The following is a 17131-nucleotide window of genomic DNA, read 5'->3' as shown; positions in this document are numbered from 1 at the left end:
TTAGTGCTTTTGATTCAAGTTAATTTTATCGGCTCCTTTTGGCATTTCGGGAATCCATTTCGGGACTGTTTTAAAAGTGATAAAATGGAACACAGTAGATAATGTTGTCATAATGGTATTTCCTAGAATAGAATGAAAAAAGGAAACGATTTTTAATCCCGTTCTCACAATTGATGTTGTTCCTGCCATGTGAGAACCAATGTAGCCCGCCGTTTTTTTTGCACCGGAATCCAGTTCTTTGGCACGCCAAGTTTTTACAAATTTTCCGGTATCGATATGTACGGGACATGCCAAGGCACAAAGTCCATCTGTGGCGCAGGTTTCGTCCAACTGATACGTAACATCTTTTCGGATGTCTGCCAATCGTTGCGGATCATCTTTGGATTCTTCCAAACGATTGATTTCTCTAGCAATCACAATGCGTTGTCTTGGTGACAAAGTCAAACCTTCGGATACGCAATGCGGTTCGCAAAAACCACACTCCATACATTTGTCAACAATATCATTACATTCGGGTAGCGGTTTTAAATTTTTGAGGTGCGCTTTGGGATCGGTATTTATTATTACATCTGGGTTGATTTTATTATTAGGATCAAAAATATTTTTGATGCGTTTCATGATTTCATAGGCCGTAGGTCCCCATTCTTTTTCAACAAAAGGAGCCATGTTACGGCCTGTTCCGTGTTCGGCTTTTAAGGAACCATTAAAGCGGTCAACAACCAAAACGGCCAATTCGGACATCAGTTTTTCATAACGATCCACTTCGGCTTGGTTCGAAAAGTCTTGTGAAAATACAAAATGCAGGTTTCCTTCCAATGCATGGCCAAACAAAACGGCATCGTGGTATTCGAATTTTTTAAACAAATCTTTCAATTCCAAACAGGCATCAGCCAATTGTGGCAAAGGAAAGGCAACATCTTCAATGATAACCGTTGTTCCGTTTTTTCGTAATCCGCCAACTGTTGGCAACAAACCTTTTCGGGCTTTCCAATTAAAATTGTATTGTTTGGGATCACTCGTAAATTCGTAATCTGTATAAGTGGGAATGGACTGAATCTGTAATCGAATGGCAGCTTGTTTTTCTTTTAAAATGACCAAATCATTGTCACGACATTCAACCAATAAAGCACAAGCAGATTCGGGCAGAGTTTTGAAATATTCCGGAGAGTCACTGTCATTTTCTACGGAGCGAATGGATTCTCTGTCTAATAGTTCAACTGCTGACACTGGAGCAGATTTCAACAAAATGGTAGCATTACATGCATCCTGAATGGTGTTGAAAAAAATCAAAGAACAGGATTTATATTTTTCGTCAATAACCGTTTTGAAAGTGACCGAGGAAATAAAGGCCAAAGTTCCTTCAGAGCCTACCATCAAATGTTTGATAATATCGATAGGATCATGATAATCAACTAAGGCATTGATGCTATAGCCTGTCGTGTTTTTTATTTTGAATTTATTTTTGATTTGATTGAAAAGGGTTTCATTACCTTTAATTTGTTCCCTGAGGCTTTCAATTTCCTGAATTAAGGCAGGCTGGTTATTCTTGAAAGCAGCAACACTTCCCTTATCGGCGGTATCTAAAATTGTTCCGTCATGCAATATAATTCGAATGTCGGCAATGGTTTGATAGGAGTTTTGTGCTGTTCCACAACACATTCCGCTGGCATTATTAGCGACTATTCCTCCAATCATGCAGGCGCCTATTGATGCTGGATCGGGGCCTATTTTCAAACCATGCGGGGCAAGAAAAATATTGGCTCTAGCACCAATAATGCCGGGTTCGAGTTTTACTTTTTGATTGTTGTCTAAAAGTTCAAAGCTTTTCCAACCGTGCGTAGCGACAACCAAAACTGAATCTGTAATGGCCTGACCAGACAAACTCGTTCCAGCAGCTCGAAATGTCAAAGCGATATCGAGTGCTTTAGCCTGTTTTATAATTTCGATTACTTCGTCTTCATCATGAGCCAGAATTACAATTTTTGGAATAAGTCTGTAAAAACTGGCATCAGTTCCATAAGCAAGGGTCTGCAGAGGATTGGTCAAAATGCGTTTGGGATCAATAGATTCCGATAGTATGTCTTTTAACTTTTGATAAGAAGGAGCTAACATAGCATTTGTATTTTAAAAGTTTATTTTCCAAAGAAATACACCACTAAACCGGCGACAATTATGTAAAATATGGCATAAGGTAATGCTTTTTTCATAATTTCCCCTTCCTTTCCTTGCTGGTTACATGCCGAAGTCGCAATGGCGATACTTTGCGGAGAAATAATTTTTCCGCCAGTGGCACCAACGGTATTTGCGGCTGCAAACCAGCTTGGTTCTCCTCCAATTTGGTTGGCAACATGAGCCTGAAGTTTACCGAAGAGTATATTGGAAGAAGTATCGCTCCCTGTCAAAAAGGCTCCCAAACATCCAATTGCTGGTGCAAATAAGGGATAAAAGGCACCCGTCGTAGTAGCGATGGCTGTTCCCAACACCACAATCATACCAGATAAATCCATTATGGTAGACAGAACGATAAGGCTTGTTACCGTTATATATGTTTTCTTTAATTGAAGAAATGTTTTTCCAAGAACCTGAAACAGCTCGCTTAACTTAGCTCCCTGCAGTAATCCCCCGATAACTGAACCCAAAAACAGCAGAACTCCACCATCTGTTAGCCAAAAAATCTTTATGGTTTTTATGGATCCATTTATGGTTAGCTCTATTGGAGTTGCAGCTATAGATTGTAGAAAAGTTCTAAAGCTGTTGAACAAAGGGCTAGTGCCGATAATGAATAACAAAATCAAGCCATACACTGCCCATGCGTTCATAATCTCTTTGGAGCTTTTGCTTTCCAAGGCAGTATTATCCTCTTTTTTGGCGGTTAATTTAGCCCATATAACAATTACTATAATCGAGGCTATACTTCCCAAAACGGCAGGAGTTTCTATTCCGATATAGATAACTGAATAATATTGCACAGCGATTGATACCGCTCCCACAACTAAACTTAAGGCAATGTTTTTGGGTAATGATTTTAAACTGTTATCCGTTAGGAATACAATAAGGAATGGAATAATTAGCATTAAGGGAGACAATTGGAAAACGACTTCACTTCCCAAACTCTGTAAATCGGTGTGGCCTATTTCTATGGCAATCGCTTTTACGGGTATTCCAACAGCACCAAAAGCGGTGGGAACACTATTGGACAACAAACTGACCAATGCAGAAAAGAGAGGTTTGTATCCCAAGCCTATCAGAATAGCCGCTGGTATGGCAACCGCCGTTCCAAAACCGGCCATTCCCTCCAGCAATCCCCCAAAGCCCCAAGTCAATAATAAAACCTGAATGCTCTTGTCTGTTGAAATGTTGGAAAATTGAAATTTTAAGACCTCCATTTTTTTTGTATAAACCAACACATTATAGCTGTAAATAGCCATGATGATGATTAAAATGATGGGGAAAATTGCTTTTAGCGTACCATAAATTACCGAAAGTCCTATTGAAGCTGTCGAAAATTTAAAACCAAATAAAGCTAAAATAATTGTTGTAATTAATGTGATGAAGGCGCTTTTGTCACCGGAAACTTTAAGGAAACCCAGTAAAATTATTAAAAGAATAACTGGAGTCAAGGCAAGTAAAATAGCTAAGTAATCCATAGAAGTAAATTTTAATAAAAAAAATAGTTCATTAAAATTAATAAAAAAAACACACAACTAGTTCATATGCAGTATTTTTGTTTGAATTTATGTAAAAAAATAAGGCGAAGCTATGAGCCTCGCCTTTGAATTATTTAGATATTAATTACGTTTAGTTTTTCAAATCTTTAATCACTTTGAAAGCTACGTCAACCTCATTTTCACTAACCATAATTGTAAATTCATTAGAAGTTGAAATTACCTCATTGATAATAATTCCTTCCCAAGCCAAACGTTGAAAAATGAAATAATAAATTCCCGGAACAACAATGTTTTCTTTTGGTAATTTCACTGTTATTGAAGCTAAATTATCTAATTTCTGAATCAATTTTTCAGAAGCAAAATGTTTTTCAACCAAGTGATTGACACTATTGCTCACCACAATATTGGTTTCATTTACTCCTTTGGAAGAGGTATAAAAAATATCTGGTAACGAATTGATGTCAGTAATTAAGTCAGCTTGTTTATTCAAAACCGTATCCGAAACAGCATACGTATAATCCGTCAAAGCAGAACGTACAGTGATTTCGCCTATGTTTTTTATTACTTTATTGATTTTGTGATTTAATCTAAAATCTAACTCTTCGGTCAAACGTTTCAGAGCCATCACTACTGCTCCTTGTTTTACTTCTTTGCCAAATTCACTTTCCAATTCGGTCATAATATTTCTTGACAAGGAAGTCAAGTTTATGATTCCGAGTGACAAAGCATTCAATAAAAAAGGTTTTGTTTTGATGTAATTCTCTACTATCGATGAGACTGTTTTCATAATTGTGGTTGGTTGTTTTTTGGTTGTACTATTTGTTATAGAATGGTTTTGTAGTTAAAAACCGGGGCAAATATAAACAAAAAAACAATTTGTTACAAATATAACATTGTTAAATTTCTTTAAAAATGATAAAAAGCATCTATAAGGTGTTCAATAGCAAATGATTTGTCTTCTTTATAAATGGCTATGATGTCAAAACGCACTTCTAGATCTAAATCTTTTTCGTTGACATAAGCATCGACTGCTTTCACCAGCAACTGAATTTTTTTGGGTTTCACAAAATCTTGTGGCAAACCAAATTCGAGAGACGAACGCGTTTTTACTTCTACAATGGCTAGCGTATTTTCTGTTCTCGCAATAATATCAATTTCTGCTTTTTGGAATGTCCAGTTAGTTTCTAAGATAGTGTAATCGTTTTTTTTGAGGTAATCGACAGCAAGATCTTCTCCAAGTTTTCCTAATTCGTTGTGTGCAGCCATTTTGGAGTTATAGATTTGGATTAATTTTTTTGAAGCAGAATGATTTGGTTTTTTAGGAAACATCGTCCCGCTTTCCGTTGCAATCTTTTGTGCCGAACCCCAGCACAAAAGGATTTTCACTTCAATCGGGGCTAATGGGGGAGATTTGGCATTTTTACCATCATCTAAAAAAGAAAAATAGTAATAATCGAATTGAATCTTCTAAATTCCGATTAAAGTCTATACTCTTTATTCTATTTTTATATTGTTCTTTTTCTATTCAAAAACCACCGTATTGCAATTCTCGTTCACATCCATTGTCACAGTATTCCCCATAATAAGGGCTCTATTATCGTGAACGTGTCCAGCTGGGAAATTATAGAGTATTGGAATATTATATTTTTTGGTTACATCTTGAACAATTTCATTGGCGTTTTTCCCCCAAGGAATATCATTGTCTTTCATTTTGGTCATTCCACCCACAATAATTCCTTTGATACTTTCAAGACAACCATTGCGCTTCAGGTTCATCATCATTCGGTCAATGTGGTAAAGATATTCGTCAAGATCTTCTATAAACAAAATTTTATCAGTACAGTCAATAGCTGATTTGGATCCCATTAAACTATATAAAATTGATAAATTTCCACCCACCAATTCACCGGTGGCTTTCCCAAAGCGATTCATCGGGAACGGATCGATTTTATAGGATAAATTTTGGCCAAATAAGGCTGTTTTCAAAGTTGAGATAGATTCGGGAGCTGTTCTTTCTACACTAACCGGCATCGTTCCGTGAATCGATTTGTAACCCATCGTGTTGAGATGATTATGCAAAACGGTTACATCACTAAAACCAATAATCCATTTTGGGTGTTGTTTGAATTTGGTAAAATCCAATAAATCAATCATTCGTACAGTCCCATATCCGCCACGGGCACACCAAATTGCCTTGATATTTGGATTATCCATCTGTTTCTGAAAATCGGCAGCGCGCTGTTCATCGGTTCCTGCCAATTGATTCAAATCCAAGCCTATAGTATTACCAATAACGACTTCCAAACCCCAAGAGTGTAATAAATCTATTGTGGGTTTTAGGTTATCATCAACGTTTTTTCGTGCAGTTGCGACAATTGCAACGGTATCTCCTTTTTGTAAATAAGGTGGTGTGATCATAGTAGTTTGAGCTTGACTGTTCATAGATTGTAAAACAAAAATAAGCAATAGCATTGGATACAAAACACCTTGTTTTGGGACAAAAGAAAATGGATTGCTATTCATGCTGTGCTTTTTGAAAATGAATTATTATTTGGATTAAAGCAAAGATATACATTTCTTAAAGACAATAAATAATTGTAATCAAATTACTATATTTACAAAAATTGAACCCATTTTTGAAAGTGTAATGATAACCAAAAAGAACTGTTTCTATCTGATTTTATTATTTTTGATTTCAAAAAGCAATGCACAAACCAAAGCTTTTTCGATTCATACCGTGGCGTTTTATAATTTTGAAAATCTTTTCGATACTATAAATGACCCGATTACCAATGACGAAGAATGGACACCAACCGGAGCCCAACATTGGAACGCCAAAAAGTACCGTCAAAAACTTGAAAATTTAGCACGAGTATTGTCTGAAATCGGAACAGGGGAAAATTCGAATTCACCCACATTTATTGGAGGAGTCGAAATTGAAAATCGATTAGTATTGGAAGATTTAGTTAAACAGCCCAAATTGATTGATAAAGAGTATGGAATCATTCATTTTGATTCCCCCGACAAAAGAGGAATAGATGTTGCTTTATTATATCAAAAGAAACAATTCCAGCCAACGAGTTATATAAATGTACCGTTGTATGTATATAAAGGAGAACAGCCCGTTAAAGAAACTCCAAAAACAGATTCTTCAGAGAATTTAGAAACCGAGGATGTTATCGCGATTAATACCAAAAACTATCGGGTTTATACTAGAGACCAATTGCTGGTAACTGGTTTTTTGAATGGTGAAGAGATTCATATTATTGTCAATCACTGGCCATCCCGTGCTGGAGGCGAAAAGAAATCAAGTCCATATCGGGAAGTAGCAGGAGCTTTGAACCGAAAAATTATTGATTCTTTGCAACTTATCAATCCTAGTGCCAAAGTAATTACGATGGGGGATTTGAATGATAGCCCTTTTAATAATAGTGTAAAAAAAGCGCTTGGTGCAAAAGGAAAAATACAGGAAGTCAAACCGCTCGGGATTTACAATCCATTCGAAGAAATGGCTAATAAAGGATTGGGAACAATTGCTTTTCGAGATTCATGGGATATTTTTGACCAAATTCTGATTTCGGGCTCATTGTTGCAAAAGGACTATAATACATTCCAATATTGGAAAGCGGGGATTTATAACAAACCATTTTTGATCCAAAAAAATGGTAAATACAAAGGCTATCCATTGCGGCATTCACTAACTGAAATTGGTTTTAGTGATCATTTTCCCGTTTATGTTTATTTGATAAAAGAAAAAAAGTGAAGCTATAATTCAAAGCGCTTTCCTTGTTCAGGGAATATGAGTTGTACTCCCAGATCATTTGCTTTTTGCAATTGCTCTTTAATTTTTGTTATGTTTTGACTTGGTGGTTTCAAATGGGTAATAATAATTTTGAAATTCTTTAAGCTTCCTTTTCCGGACAATTCTTCCAGTTTGTGGAGTTCTTTCATAAGATGATTAGGAGTCAAATGTCCGAATAATAAATTATCAGGTTGTTCATTTGGAAATGAAACTTCAATAAAAATCCCTTTCAATTTTTTCTGCTGAACCAAAGGAGAAATTACTTTCCATAATTCACTTAAATCATTGCTTTTCTCAACTGAATCAGGCCCAGTATCTCCTAAATATAAAATGGCATCATTTCCGTTTTGGATTAAAAAAGCAGTGCTCTCAAAAGGATTTACATGGCTTAGCGGAAATGCTTTTACAGTCATTGTAGTATTCGTAATTTTGGTTTCATCCCCTATGGCAAGGGTTTGAAAATGATATTTTTTTAGTTGAAAACCAGGTCCTTCGTCACCAAAGTTTGCCCAAGTCTCTCCATTAAAATAATGATTTTGCATCATTTCCATGCATTTTTTTGTTGCATAAACCGTTTTGGAAGAATCTGCCGGCGAGTTAATAATTAAACCCGAAACATGATCCAAGTGCGCATGGGAAATAAAATAACCTTTGATATACTTTCTCAGAACTTCATTGGTTGAAACATTGAAAACTTTATTATTTATTGCTTTTTCAATCCCTGCATTAATTGTTCCTGCATCAAGACATATATAATCATGGGTATTTATTGGAGCAACCAAATAAGCCGATAGATTTTTTTCGTCAATACCTCCATATATGCCTAGAGGAACTACATTAAAAGCAGCTTTCTGTGCAAATATTTGGAAAGAGATCAATAAGAAAAAAATGAAGTTTTTATTAAAAAGAGTCATATTCAAAAAAGTTTTTTTAAAGGCATAAAATTACTTCCTTCTTTTTTAATTGACACAAGTTTTTGTAAAAATCAGGACCAAGACATAAAAAATGCTATAATTTTACTTTTCGAAGAATCAATTTTTGATATTGACGAGGAAGTAATGTTTAAACTGTTTTGATTTTAACATCTCAGTTGTGTAAAAATTAACCTTAAAATAATATCTTTACGCAAAAATATAACAATTTTAACTAAAAAAGTTACAATGACAACAATAGCAGATCAATTTGGGATGAAAGAGGCATTAGCGCAATTGGGAGTTAAAGCCATAAACGAAGGAAGTTCGACAGGAATTAATCATTTTTCAAACGGAGAGATCCTAGATAGTTTTTCACCAGTAGATGGTAAATTAATTGCTTCAGTAAAAACGAGCACACCAGCAGATTACGAAAAAGTAATGCAAACTGCCACCGAAGCTTTCAAAACATTTAGATTGATGCCAGCACCACAACGTGGAGAAATTGTACGTCAGTTTGGAGAGAAATTGCGTCAAAATAAAGAAGCTTTAGGTAAATTGGTTTCTTATGAAATGGGGAAATCATTGCAAGAAGGATATGGTGAAGTTCAAGAGATGATCGACATCTGTGATTTTGCAGTAGGATTATCACGTCAATTGCACGGATTAACAATGCACTCGGAACGTCCAGGACATAGAATGTATGAGCAATACCATCCCTTGGGAATAGTAGGAATCATTTCGGCTTTCAATTTTCCAGTAGCCGTTTGGGCTTGGAATACGGCATTGGCTTGGATTTGTGGCGATGTGTGTGTTTGGAAACCATCAGAGAAAACACCTTTATGTGGAATTGCATGTCAAAATATTATTGCTGAGGTAATCAGAGAAAACAATCTTCCAGAAGGGATTTCTTGTTTGATCAACGGAGATTATACAATAGGACAATTAATGACTGCTGATAAACGTGTTCCTTTAGTTTCGGCTACAGGTTCTACTCGTATGGGTAAAATTGTGGCTCAAACGGTTGCAGGTCGTTTAGGAAAATCATTACTGGAATTAGGTGGTAATAATGCAATTATTGTAACGCCAGATGCTGATATCAAAATGACTGTTATTGGAGCTGTTTTTGGAGCCGTAGGAACTGCAGGACAAAGATGTACTTCTACTCGCCGTTTGATTATTCACGAAAGTATTTATGATAAAGTAAAAGATGCTGTTGTATCTGCTTATGGGCAATTGAGAATTGGAAATCCATTGGATGAGAAAAATCACGTTGGACCATTAATTGACAAGCATGCTGTTGAAATGTATGCAAATGCTTTGACTAAAGTTGTTGCAGAAGGAGGAAAAATTCTGGTTGAAGGCGGAGTACTTTCTGGAGAAGGTTATGAAAGTGGTTGTTATGTAAAACCAGCTATCGCCGAAGCGCAAAATTCATTCGAAATTGTACAACACGAAACTTTTGCTCCAGTTTTATATTTGATCAAATATTCTGGAACTGTTGAGAATGCAATTGATGTTCAAAATGGAGTTGCTCAGGGATTATCTTCTGCGATTATGACCAACAATTTACGTGAAGCAGAACATTTCTTATCTGTGGTAGGATCAGATTGTGGAATTGCAAATGTCAATATTGGAACTTCTGGAGCTGAAATCGGTGGTGCTTTTGGAGGAGAAAAAGAAACAGGTGGAGGTAGAGAATCCGGTTCTGATGCTTGGAAAATATATATGCGTCGCCAAACCAATACGATCAATTACACAACAAGTTTACCTTTGGCACAAGGAATCAAATTTGATTTGTAGGTTTGTAAACGAAACAAATTTACTATTTAAACCTGAGTTCGAATATTATCTACAAAACCTAATCTGTAGATAATATTCGAACTCAGGTTTTTTTGGAATAATTGAATAATGGCAGGAAAGTTGTCTCTTAGCCCCGATAGAAGTGAAAATCCTTATATGCCGGTGTTCGGCATATAAGATTGTAACGGATAGCGGGACAACACTTGATGAAATATCAAATGTTTCTGCTCCTAAAAATTAATAATCGAACTCAGGTTATTTGAGGTTTGATTTTTTATCAAATAAATATAAAATGAACCCTATTAAAATAATTGACAGTCCTATTATACTTTCTTTTGGGTGTGCTATAAATGTAAAATAACAGATGTAAACCCCAAAAGCTAAAAACACGACTGGGAAAATCCAGAAATATTTTCCTTTGAAAATGTATCTTTTGTTTGAAGGAATTGTAAAAACCGTTGCAACTGCAAGTGTAGCCAATATTTGAAGCAGAAAGGAAGAATAGATAAAAATTTCTTCGAATTCACCAGTCAAAATTATTATAATTGCGATCAAAGCGTGAACCCATAAAGCTAAATAAGGAATGCCGTTTTTTGATTTATTCATAACACTCCAAAGTTTATTTTCTTTTGAAGTCGCAAAACTTACTCTGGAACCAATCCATAAATAGCCACTAATTGTAGCAATTAATTGGGCTGCAATAAAAAAGCAAACCCATTTTGCGCCACTTAATCCCAAAAAATTCTTTGCAGCAATAGAAGCGACGTCTTCTTGATTGACTAATGAAGCAATTGATGCATGTTTTAGAAAAACATAATTGATTAAAATGTAAACCGAAGTCACAAATAGAGTTCCAATAATGAGCGATTTTGGAAGATTTTTAGTTGGATTTTTTATTTCTCCAACAATATAAGAAGCGGAATTCCAGCCTGTATAAGCAAAAGAGACGAATACCAATGAACTCGCAAATTCTGGCATTTGAACTTCTTTTATCCAGCCATTACTGAAATTTAAACTGTTTGGACCTTGTGGAGCATAATATAATCCGAGGCCGATTATCCCTAAAACAAATAAAACTTTTAGTAAAGTAAAGCCGTTTTGAAAACCGCTACTCATTTTTAAGCTAAAAGACTGAGAAAGTGCAGTTAAAATAATAATTGCTATGGCAAATTCTTTTCCTAGTTCTAATCCAAAAATTTGTAAATACTTGCTCATCGCCAATGCTGCCAATGCAACTGGAGCAGAAAAACCAACGATCAACGAAATCCAACTGCTTAAATATCCAAAAAAAGGATGAAAACCCCGAGACAAATAAATATAATCCCCTCCAGATTCTTTGTAATAATTCCCTAATTCTGAATAGCAAAACGCACCGAACATTGCTAAAACCCCACCAATAAACCAAAGTAAAATTATAGAATAGGTATTGGTCAAATCTGCAACTTGGTATCCCAAAGAAGTAAAAATCCCGGTACCAATCATGTTCGAAACCACTAATGCTGTGGCCGTAAGCCATGTAATTTTTTTCAAAACTGAAAGTGTATATTAAATAAAAAAACTTTGCCAAGGTTTTCGCCTTGGCAAAGTAATAAAATTAACTTTGAAATAAAGAATTATAAGCGGTAACTTATTCTTGCAAAATAGTAAGCACCTGTTGTACCCATTTGAACTGGAGCGTATTTAAACACCCCATAATAACTGTTTTCATAAACTTGTTCGTCTGGGAAAACATCAAATAAATTATTAGCTCCTACAACAAATTGAATTTTAGGGGTAACTTTATAAGCTACAGTTAAATCAGTAACCACTTTTCCACTGTGTTCTTGTTCGATACCGAAAGGGAAACCGTTTCGAGTAACTTCCCCAAAATAAGTGTTTCTCAACATGAAGTTGAATTTATTCACACCGTAATTTAAAGCTAAAGTTCCTTTATGTAATGGCGTATTTGTTTCTATCAAGCTTCTTTCTTGTGGTCCATAATAAACATCTTCCTGACCAACGAATATTGTTGGAACATTATTTAAAGTATCATCTACTTCATTTTTATTGTAGTTGTATAACAGCGAAATACTTAGATTTCCACCTCCTAAATTCACCTCATAATCTGCTACAAAATCGATCCCTTTGGTTGTGGTATTTATGGCATTGGTAAAGAAACGGCCAGTTTGTGCACCATAAGCTTCAAATATTTCTTGAAGTTCTGGAATAGGTTCGCCGTAAGGATCATTTCCTAAATTTCCAGTTAGGATAATTCTATTGTCGATTTTAATTTGATAAGCATCAATCGTAAAGTTCAATTTTTTTATCGGAGAATAAACAAATCCAAGACTGTAATTTGTAGATGTTTCCTCTTGTAATTCTGGAATTCCAAGTTGTTTGGCAACATCACTGTCATTTCTAAAAATACCAGAATTTAATAATTTTCCATCTACAATATCCGTGGCTATATTGTTGAAATAGTGCTGTTGCAAAGATGGAGCTCTAAATCCTGTACTTGCTGAACCGCGAACAGAAAAATTGTCAGTAATTTTATATTTGGCTGAAAGTTTACCGTTTGTAGTGTTGCCAAAATCGCTATAGTTTTCGAAACGTAACGCAGCATCAATTAAAAATTTATCGGTAATATTTAATTCCGCGTCGGCATAAACGCCAATACTGTTTCTGGATTCACTTACAACATTCAACGGAGAAAAACCGGGGAAAGATTGCGCTCCGCCATTTTCATAGGAAGCAGGTTCACCCTCTTCAATTTGATAATTTTCATATCTATATTCTGCGCCAAAAGCTACATTTAGCCCGCTCAAAACAGTTGTGAAAGAACGGGAAGCATCTGTATTTATCGTGTTTTGCATAAACGAGTGACTTCCTGCATCAAAATTGGTTGAACTGGCCGCTCCTAAAGAAAAATTATTGGTATTGTTTACCTCATATTTAAAATCATTTGATCCATAAGTATTGCTTAAGTCTAATTTCCAATCGCTGAATTTAAATCTTAAACCAGAAATTAAGGAGAGATCAAGAATATTTGACTTTAATTCTGGTTGAAAGCCATTTGGAAATAATTCAGGAACAACACTTTCTGTTTCACTTGGCAAACGTCTAAAACCATATCCAGTTCCATTTTTTTGGTTAAAGCCACCAGCAGCATAAAATTCAATATTTTCGATTAAAGGAACTACAGTATTAACAAAACCTTGGATGTTTTGAATCTTGGCATCACCCACTTGAAAATTAAAATCATCACGGTTTAACCCTTTGGCGGCAAGCATATCATCGTCTATTTGACGAGAAGCTGCTGGGTCGGCAGCAAAATCGTAAGCAAAATAATTATCATAAGCCGATTGATCAAAGATAATCAGATTGTGATTTTGAGAACGATTGGTGTTTTCGCGATTGTTAAACTCAGCCGTTAAGTTGATAAAGCCACCTTTGTCACCCAGTTCATGACCATAATTCAAATTTAAATTGGTTGTTTGGCCATCATTACGAGAAGTTTGTCCGTAAGTAGCATTAGCTTCCAGTCCTGTGTTTTCTTTCAAAACTAAATTGATAACTCCTGCTATTGCATCTGAACCATATTGGGCAGCAGCCCCATCTCGCAAAACCTCAATTCGCTTAATTGCCGAAGCTGGAATAGCACTTAAATCTGTTCCAACCGAACCATTTCCAACCGTATTTTGATAGTTTACCAATGAAGTGGTGTGTCTTCTTTTACCATTAATCAAAACCAAAGTTTGGTCTGGACCTAAACCTCTCAACGAAGCAGGATCAATATGGTCTGTTCCGTCTGAAGACGATTGCCTGTTCGAATTAAAAGCAGGAATCATATAGGTCAAAATGTCGTTGATGCTTGTTTGTGGCGTTACATTTTTGATTTTTGCCAAGTTAATTACATCAACAGGAACGGGAGTTTCAAGCTTACTTTTACTTGGATTTCTACTTCCTACAATAATAATTTCATCTAAACTGTTGAGTTGTGTATTTAAGCTGTCCTTTTTTTTATCGTCTTGCGAAAAAGCTTGACCAGCCGCAAATAATAAAAGGACGCTCAAGTTCAATTGAAAAATTCTTTTCATAATTCTTTTTTTACTGGGTTTAATCTAAATTAAACGAAGCACCTAAACTAAAGGTAACTTGATTATTTAAATGATCGAATACTTCTTTATCATTACTGTATTTTGCTATTGGGAAGCCAAGTTCAGTAAAAACGCCAAAACCTTCTGTAAAAAAGTAACGAGCACCAAGGTGACCTCCAAAATTGTGCAATCCTAAGCTCAATCCTGGATAGATATCCAATTGGTCTACACCAATTACACTACTTAAATTAGCATTAATTCTAAATTTTGCATCAAAACGATCTATAAATTCTGGCTTTGCGTTCACATAAGTGTTTTCACCATAGAAACCTGAAAACTCATCTACTCCCAATAAATAAGTTGCTACAAATCCATAAGAGAAATTTTCTCCAAGACCAAAATCTGCAGATGCTTGAATCCCGGAACCTCCATCTTGAAAGTTTGCCCCCAAATTAAATTTTGCATCCCCTTTTCCCTTAAAAGCATGTTGTGCATTTACTAAACCAAAAGAAGCCAAAAACAAAATTGTTATAATCTTTTTCATAAAATAAGTAATAAATTTTCGGCAAATATAAGATTTAGATTTTATTCCTTCCTTTTTCATTTGGATATAAACTGGGCAGCGGTTCGCTTTGCCAAAATTCTTTAGTGTCAACATTCATAATAGTCAACGGGCCTTTGAAGGCAGCGCTAGTGTCAATATTCCAGATATTGGCTTTTTGCACAGGAGTGGTTTTTCCTATACGCGAGACAGGGGTATGGCCAATATAAATTTCCTTGTATAGAGTAAAACGTTTAGGATAAAGAAAATGATCTGGTTTCAAATTCGGGTCTAGTGACAAAGCGGTTTCCCAAAGTGTTCGGTCCCAATAAAATAACTTAGGAAAATACTCGAAGTTGACTCCATTTAGATTGGTGAAGCCAGCATGAATAAACATTCTGTTTTGCTCGTCCAAATAATAATCCTCTAAGGATTCCAAGAATTTTATATGTTTGTTTTTGGTTTCGCCGTCTACATTTAGGTAAGCTAAAACAGTAGCTTCTCCACCGTGTTGGTACCATTGGTCATTGTTTTTATTATCCTTGAGCCACTCTCTTAGTAATTCATCATGATTGCCACGTATGCATATAACATCATGGGTTGTTTTTAATTCTATCAAAAAATCAATAACTTGCGGGGATTGACTCCAACCATCTACATAATCTCCCAAGAAAATGAGTTTGTCTTTTGGACTTACTTTGGCTCTTTCAAAAATTTGATGTAGAGCTCTCAAACCACCATGTATATCGCCAATGACTAATGTTCTCATTTATTCTCAATTTGTTCTTTTACAAAAATAAGAGAAAAGAAGTGTTGGTTTATTATTTTTTTGAAAGAGATGTTAAAAGTATCTTAATTGAAACGGTTTTAAGTTTTTGTTAAGAATAAAACCGTCAAATAGTTATTTATATCCGTTGAATTCCAAGTTGATGCAGAGTTGCTGTATTGTATTTTTAAGTATTTTTGAATTTCAATAAAAATCATTATTTATAGTGATTGTATGCTAAAAAAAAACATTATAATTTTACTTAAAAATTTTAAAATGAATGCACTTCTCACTTTGTTGCTTTTAATGACCAATTTTGTATGCCAAGTTATAAATGATGTGGTTGTTTGGCTAACATGTTTTTTTAGCTAATTAAGGCAACTCAAATTTCAATAAGCACTTTCCTTATTGTACATCATATTTCATTTTTCTGAGAATTCGCAATGCTTCTTTAAACGAAAGATAGACTTGTGCAAATGGTTTTAATAACTCTTTAGCATCAATCAACTTTTGTTTGGCATCTTCAAAACCATTGAGATAACAAATCATAAAAGTAGAAGGCAAATGGTCCAAATCTTTTCTTTCCCGCTCCGATAATTTGATATTTTTTTCAAGTTTATTTAAGAGAGCCATATTCGAATTATAAATATGGTAGAGCATTTTCCTATTGTATTCGGGTGGTTCAAAAAGTATTTTTCGATCAATTTTATAGTATCCGTTATCATGAAAATGGATCGTTTGTTCCTCTAGAGGATAATAACTGGTTATGTCATTTAAGCCCAAAGGAACATATTCAATAATTGTAAAGCTATCATCATCATAGGTAATTTCAACTACATCTTGAGCCGAATAGAATAATTTGATTTGCTCGTTAATCAGTTCAATATCAACTCTTGAAAGAAAGGTTTTGTTTCTGGATTTTTTTTCAATTCCTGCCCAACAAATGACGAATAACTCTTTGAAAACTTTATATTTTGGAGCCATATCTCTATGGCGAAAATTCATAAAATCAATCACGCCGTCAAGAGTGTATTCGATGCTGTTTCTTGAATTATTTTCGATACCAATTACTGTTTCCGTATTTTGGAAATTTTTCTCGACTTCACCCTCAATAGGCATTGTATTACTGCCCCGACGAATGAAAACACTATTGGCAGGAATCGTATGTATGCCTTTTTTGAAAGAAGATGTTTTACTGTTGGGTTTTATGGTTACAAGTCCAATTACTTTGTCTTTTGGTAAATTTGGAAAAGGGACATTTTCGTATTGAATTTTGGGAGGGTTTTCAAGAAATGCATTTACTAAATTCTGAATCCTACTGTCATCAAAAAAATCGTCTCCTACAATTTGATTGTTCTCATCTTCAACCCCTACAACTATATAGGAATTATTAGTTGGATTTGAATTTGATAACGCACAAATGTGTTTCAAAAATTTAGCTTTTCCTTCTCTGGAATGCAAATTCAGCTGTCGCTTTTTGTCATAAAAACTGGACTCATCATTGTGAGCCAATAGATTTTTAATAAGTAGACGCTTGTTTATCATTTTTTCTGAATTTGCAACC

Annotated in this window: 13 protein-coding genes; 2 read left to right on the top strand and 11 right to left on the bottom strand. The window is 35.0% G+C overall.

The genetic code is table 11. The annotated features are described in order from the left end of the window. The 5 genes from J2W95_RS08175 to J2W95_RS08155 all read right to left on the bottom strand — a co-directional run bounded on the left by J2W95_RS08175 (position 1) and on the right by J2W95_RS08155 (position 6086). The gene (locus J2W95_RS08175; protein ID WP_310005803.1) at positions 1-2112 is read right to left on the bottom strand and encodes an FAD-binding and (Fe-S)-binding domain-containing protein; all 2112 of its coding nucleotides are present in this window, start codon (positions 2110-2112) and stop codon (positions 1-3) included. Positions 2113-2132: 20 nt separating this feature from the next. Continuing rightward, positions 2133-3647, bottom strand: coding sequence for an L-lactate permease (locus J2W95_RS08170; RefSeq protein WP_310005801.1), 1515 nt, complete (start codon positions 3645-3647; stop codon positions 2133-2135). Positions 3648-3798: 151 nt separating this feature from the next. Then, a complete protein-coding gene (locus J2W95_RS08165; protein ID WP_116796690.1) occupies positions 3799-4455 on the bottom strand; it encodes an aspartate kinase in 657 nt (218 codons plus the stop codon). Positions 4456-4574: 119 nt separating this feature from the next. Next, positions 4575-4934, bottom strand: coding sequence for a YraN family protein (locus tag J2W95_RS08160; protein ID WP_310006160.1), 360 nt, complete (start codon positions 4932-4934; stop codon positions 4575-4577). A gap of 255 nt (positions 4935-5189) precedes the next feature. Further along, positions 5190-6086 carry a S66 peptidase family protein gene (locus J2W95_RS08155; RefSeq protein WP_310006157.1) on the bottom strand — a complete coding sequence of 299 codons (897 nt, stop codon included), beginning with the start codon at positions 6084-6086 and terminating at the stop codon, positions 5190-5192. A 229-nt stretch (positions 6087-6315) separates the two neighbouring features. On the opposite strand from J2W95_RS08155, the gene J2W95_RS08150 reads away from it, so the two are divergent. After that, entirely contained in the window at positions 6316-7431 is a 1116-nt protein-coding gene (locus tag J2W95_RS08150; RefSeq protein ID WP_310005798.1) for an endonuclease/exonuclease/phosphatase family protein, read from the top strand. Between the two features lie 2 nt (positions 7432-7433). Here J2W95_RS08150 and J2W95_RS08145 read toward each other — a convergent pair whose 3' ends face one another. Continuing rightward, positions 7434-8384, bottom strand: a complete 951-nt coding sequence (locus J2W95_RS08145; protein ID WP_310005796.1) for a 3',5'-cyclic-nucleotide phosphodiesterase — start codon at positions 8382-8384, stop codon at positions 7434-7436. A gap of 246 nt (positions 8385-8630) precedes the next feature. Here J2W95_RS08145 and amaB point away from each other — a divergent pair, with 246 nt between their 5' ends. Continuing rightward, positions 8631-10184 (top strand): L-piperidine-6-carboxylate dehydrogenase, encoded by a 1554-nt coding sequence (gene amaB / locus J2W95_RS08140; protein WP_310005795.1) that lies wholly within the window; start codon positions 8631-8633, stop codon positions 10182-10184. 255 nt (positions 10185-10439) lie between these two features. Here amaB and J2W95_RS08135 read toward each other — a convergent pair whose 3' ends face one another. From J2W95_RS08135 to J2W95_RS08115, 5 genes are all read right to left on the bottom strand, one after another. Continuing rightward, positions 10440-11714, bottom strand: a complete 1275-nt coding sequence (locus J2W95_RS08135; RefSeq protein WP_310005793.1) for an APC family permease — start codon at positions 11712-11714, stop codon at positions 10440-10442. Positions 11715-11797: 83 nt separating this feature from the next. Continuing rightward, positions 11798-14260 (bottom strand): TonB-dependent receptor plug domain-containing protein, encoded by a 2463-nt coding sequence (locus tag J2W95_RS08130; RefSeq protein ID WP_310005791.1) that lies wholly within the window; start codon positions 14258-14260, stop codon positions 11798-11800. Positions 14261-14279: 19 nt separating this feature from the next. Next, entirely contained in the window at positions 14280-14804 is a 525-nt protein-coding gene (locus J2W95_RS08125) for a DUF6646 family protein (RefSeq protein WP_310005789.1), read from the bottom strand. 34 nt (positions 14805-14838) lie between these two features. Next, positions 14839-15570 (bottom strand): metallophosphoesterase family protein, encoded by a 732-nt coding sequence (locus J2W95_RS08120; protein ID WP_310005787.1) that lies wholly within the window; start codon positions 15568-15570, stop codon positions 14839-14841. A 402-nt stretch (positions 15571-15972) separates the two neighbouring features. Next, positions 15973-17112 carry an ATP-binding protein gene (locus J2W95_RS08115; protein WP_310005785.1) on the bottom strand — a complete coding sequence of 380 codons (1140 nt, stop codon included), beginning with the start codon at positions 17110-17112 and terminating at the stop codon, positions 15973-15975. Positions 17113-17131: the final 19 nt, after the last annotated feature.

The sequence above is a fragment of the Flavobacterium granuli genome (assembly GCF_031456055.1).
Lineage (GTDB): Bacteria > Bacteroidota > Bacteroidia > Flavobacteriales > Flavobacteriaceae > Flavobacterium > Flavobacterium granuli_A.
This window is presented reverse-complemented; position numbering and strand designations above follow the sequence as displayed.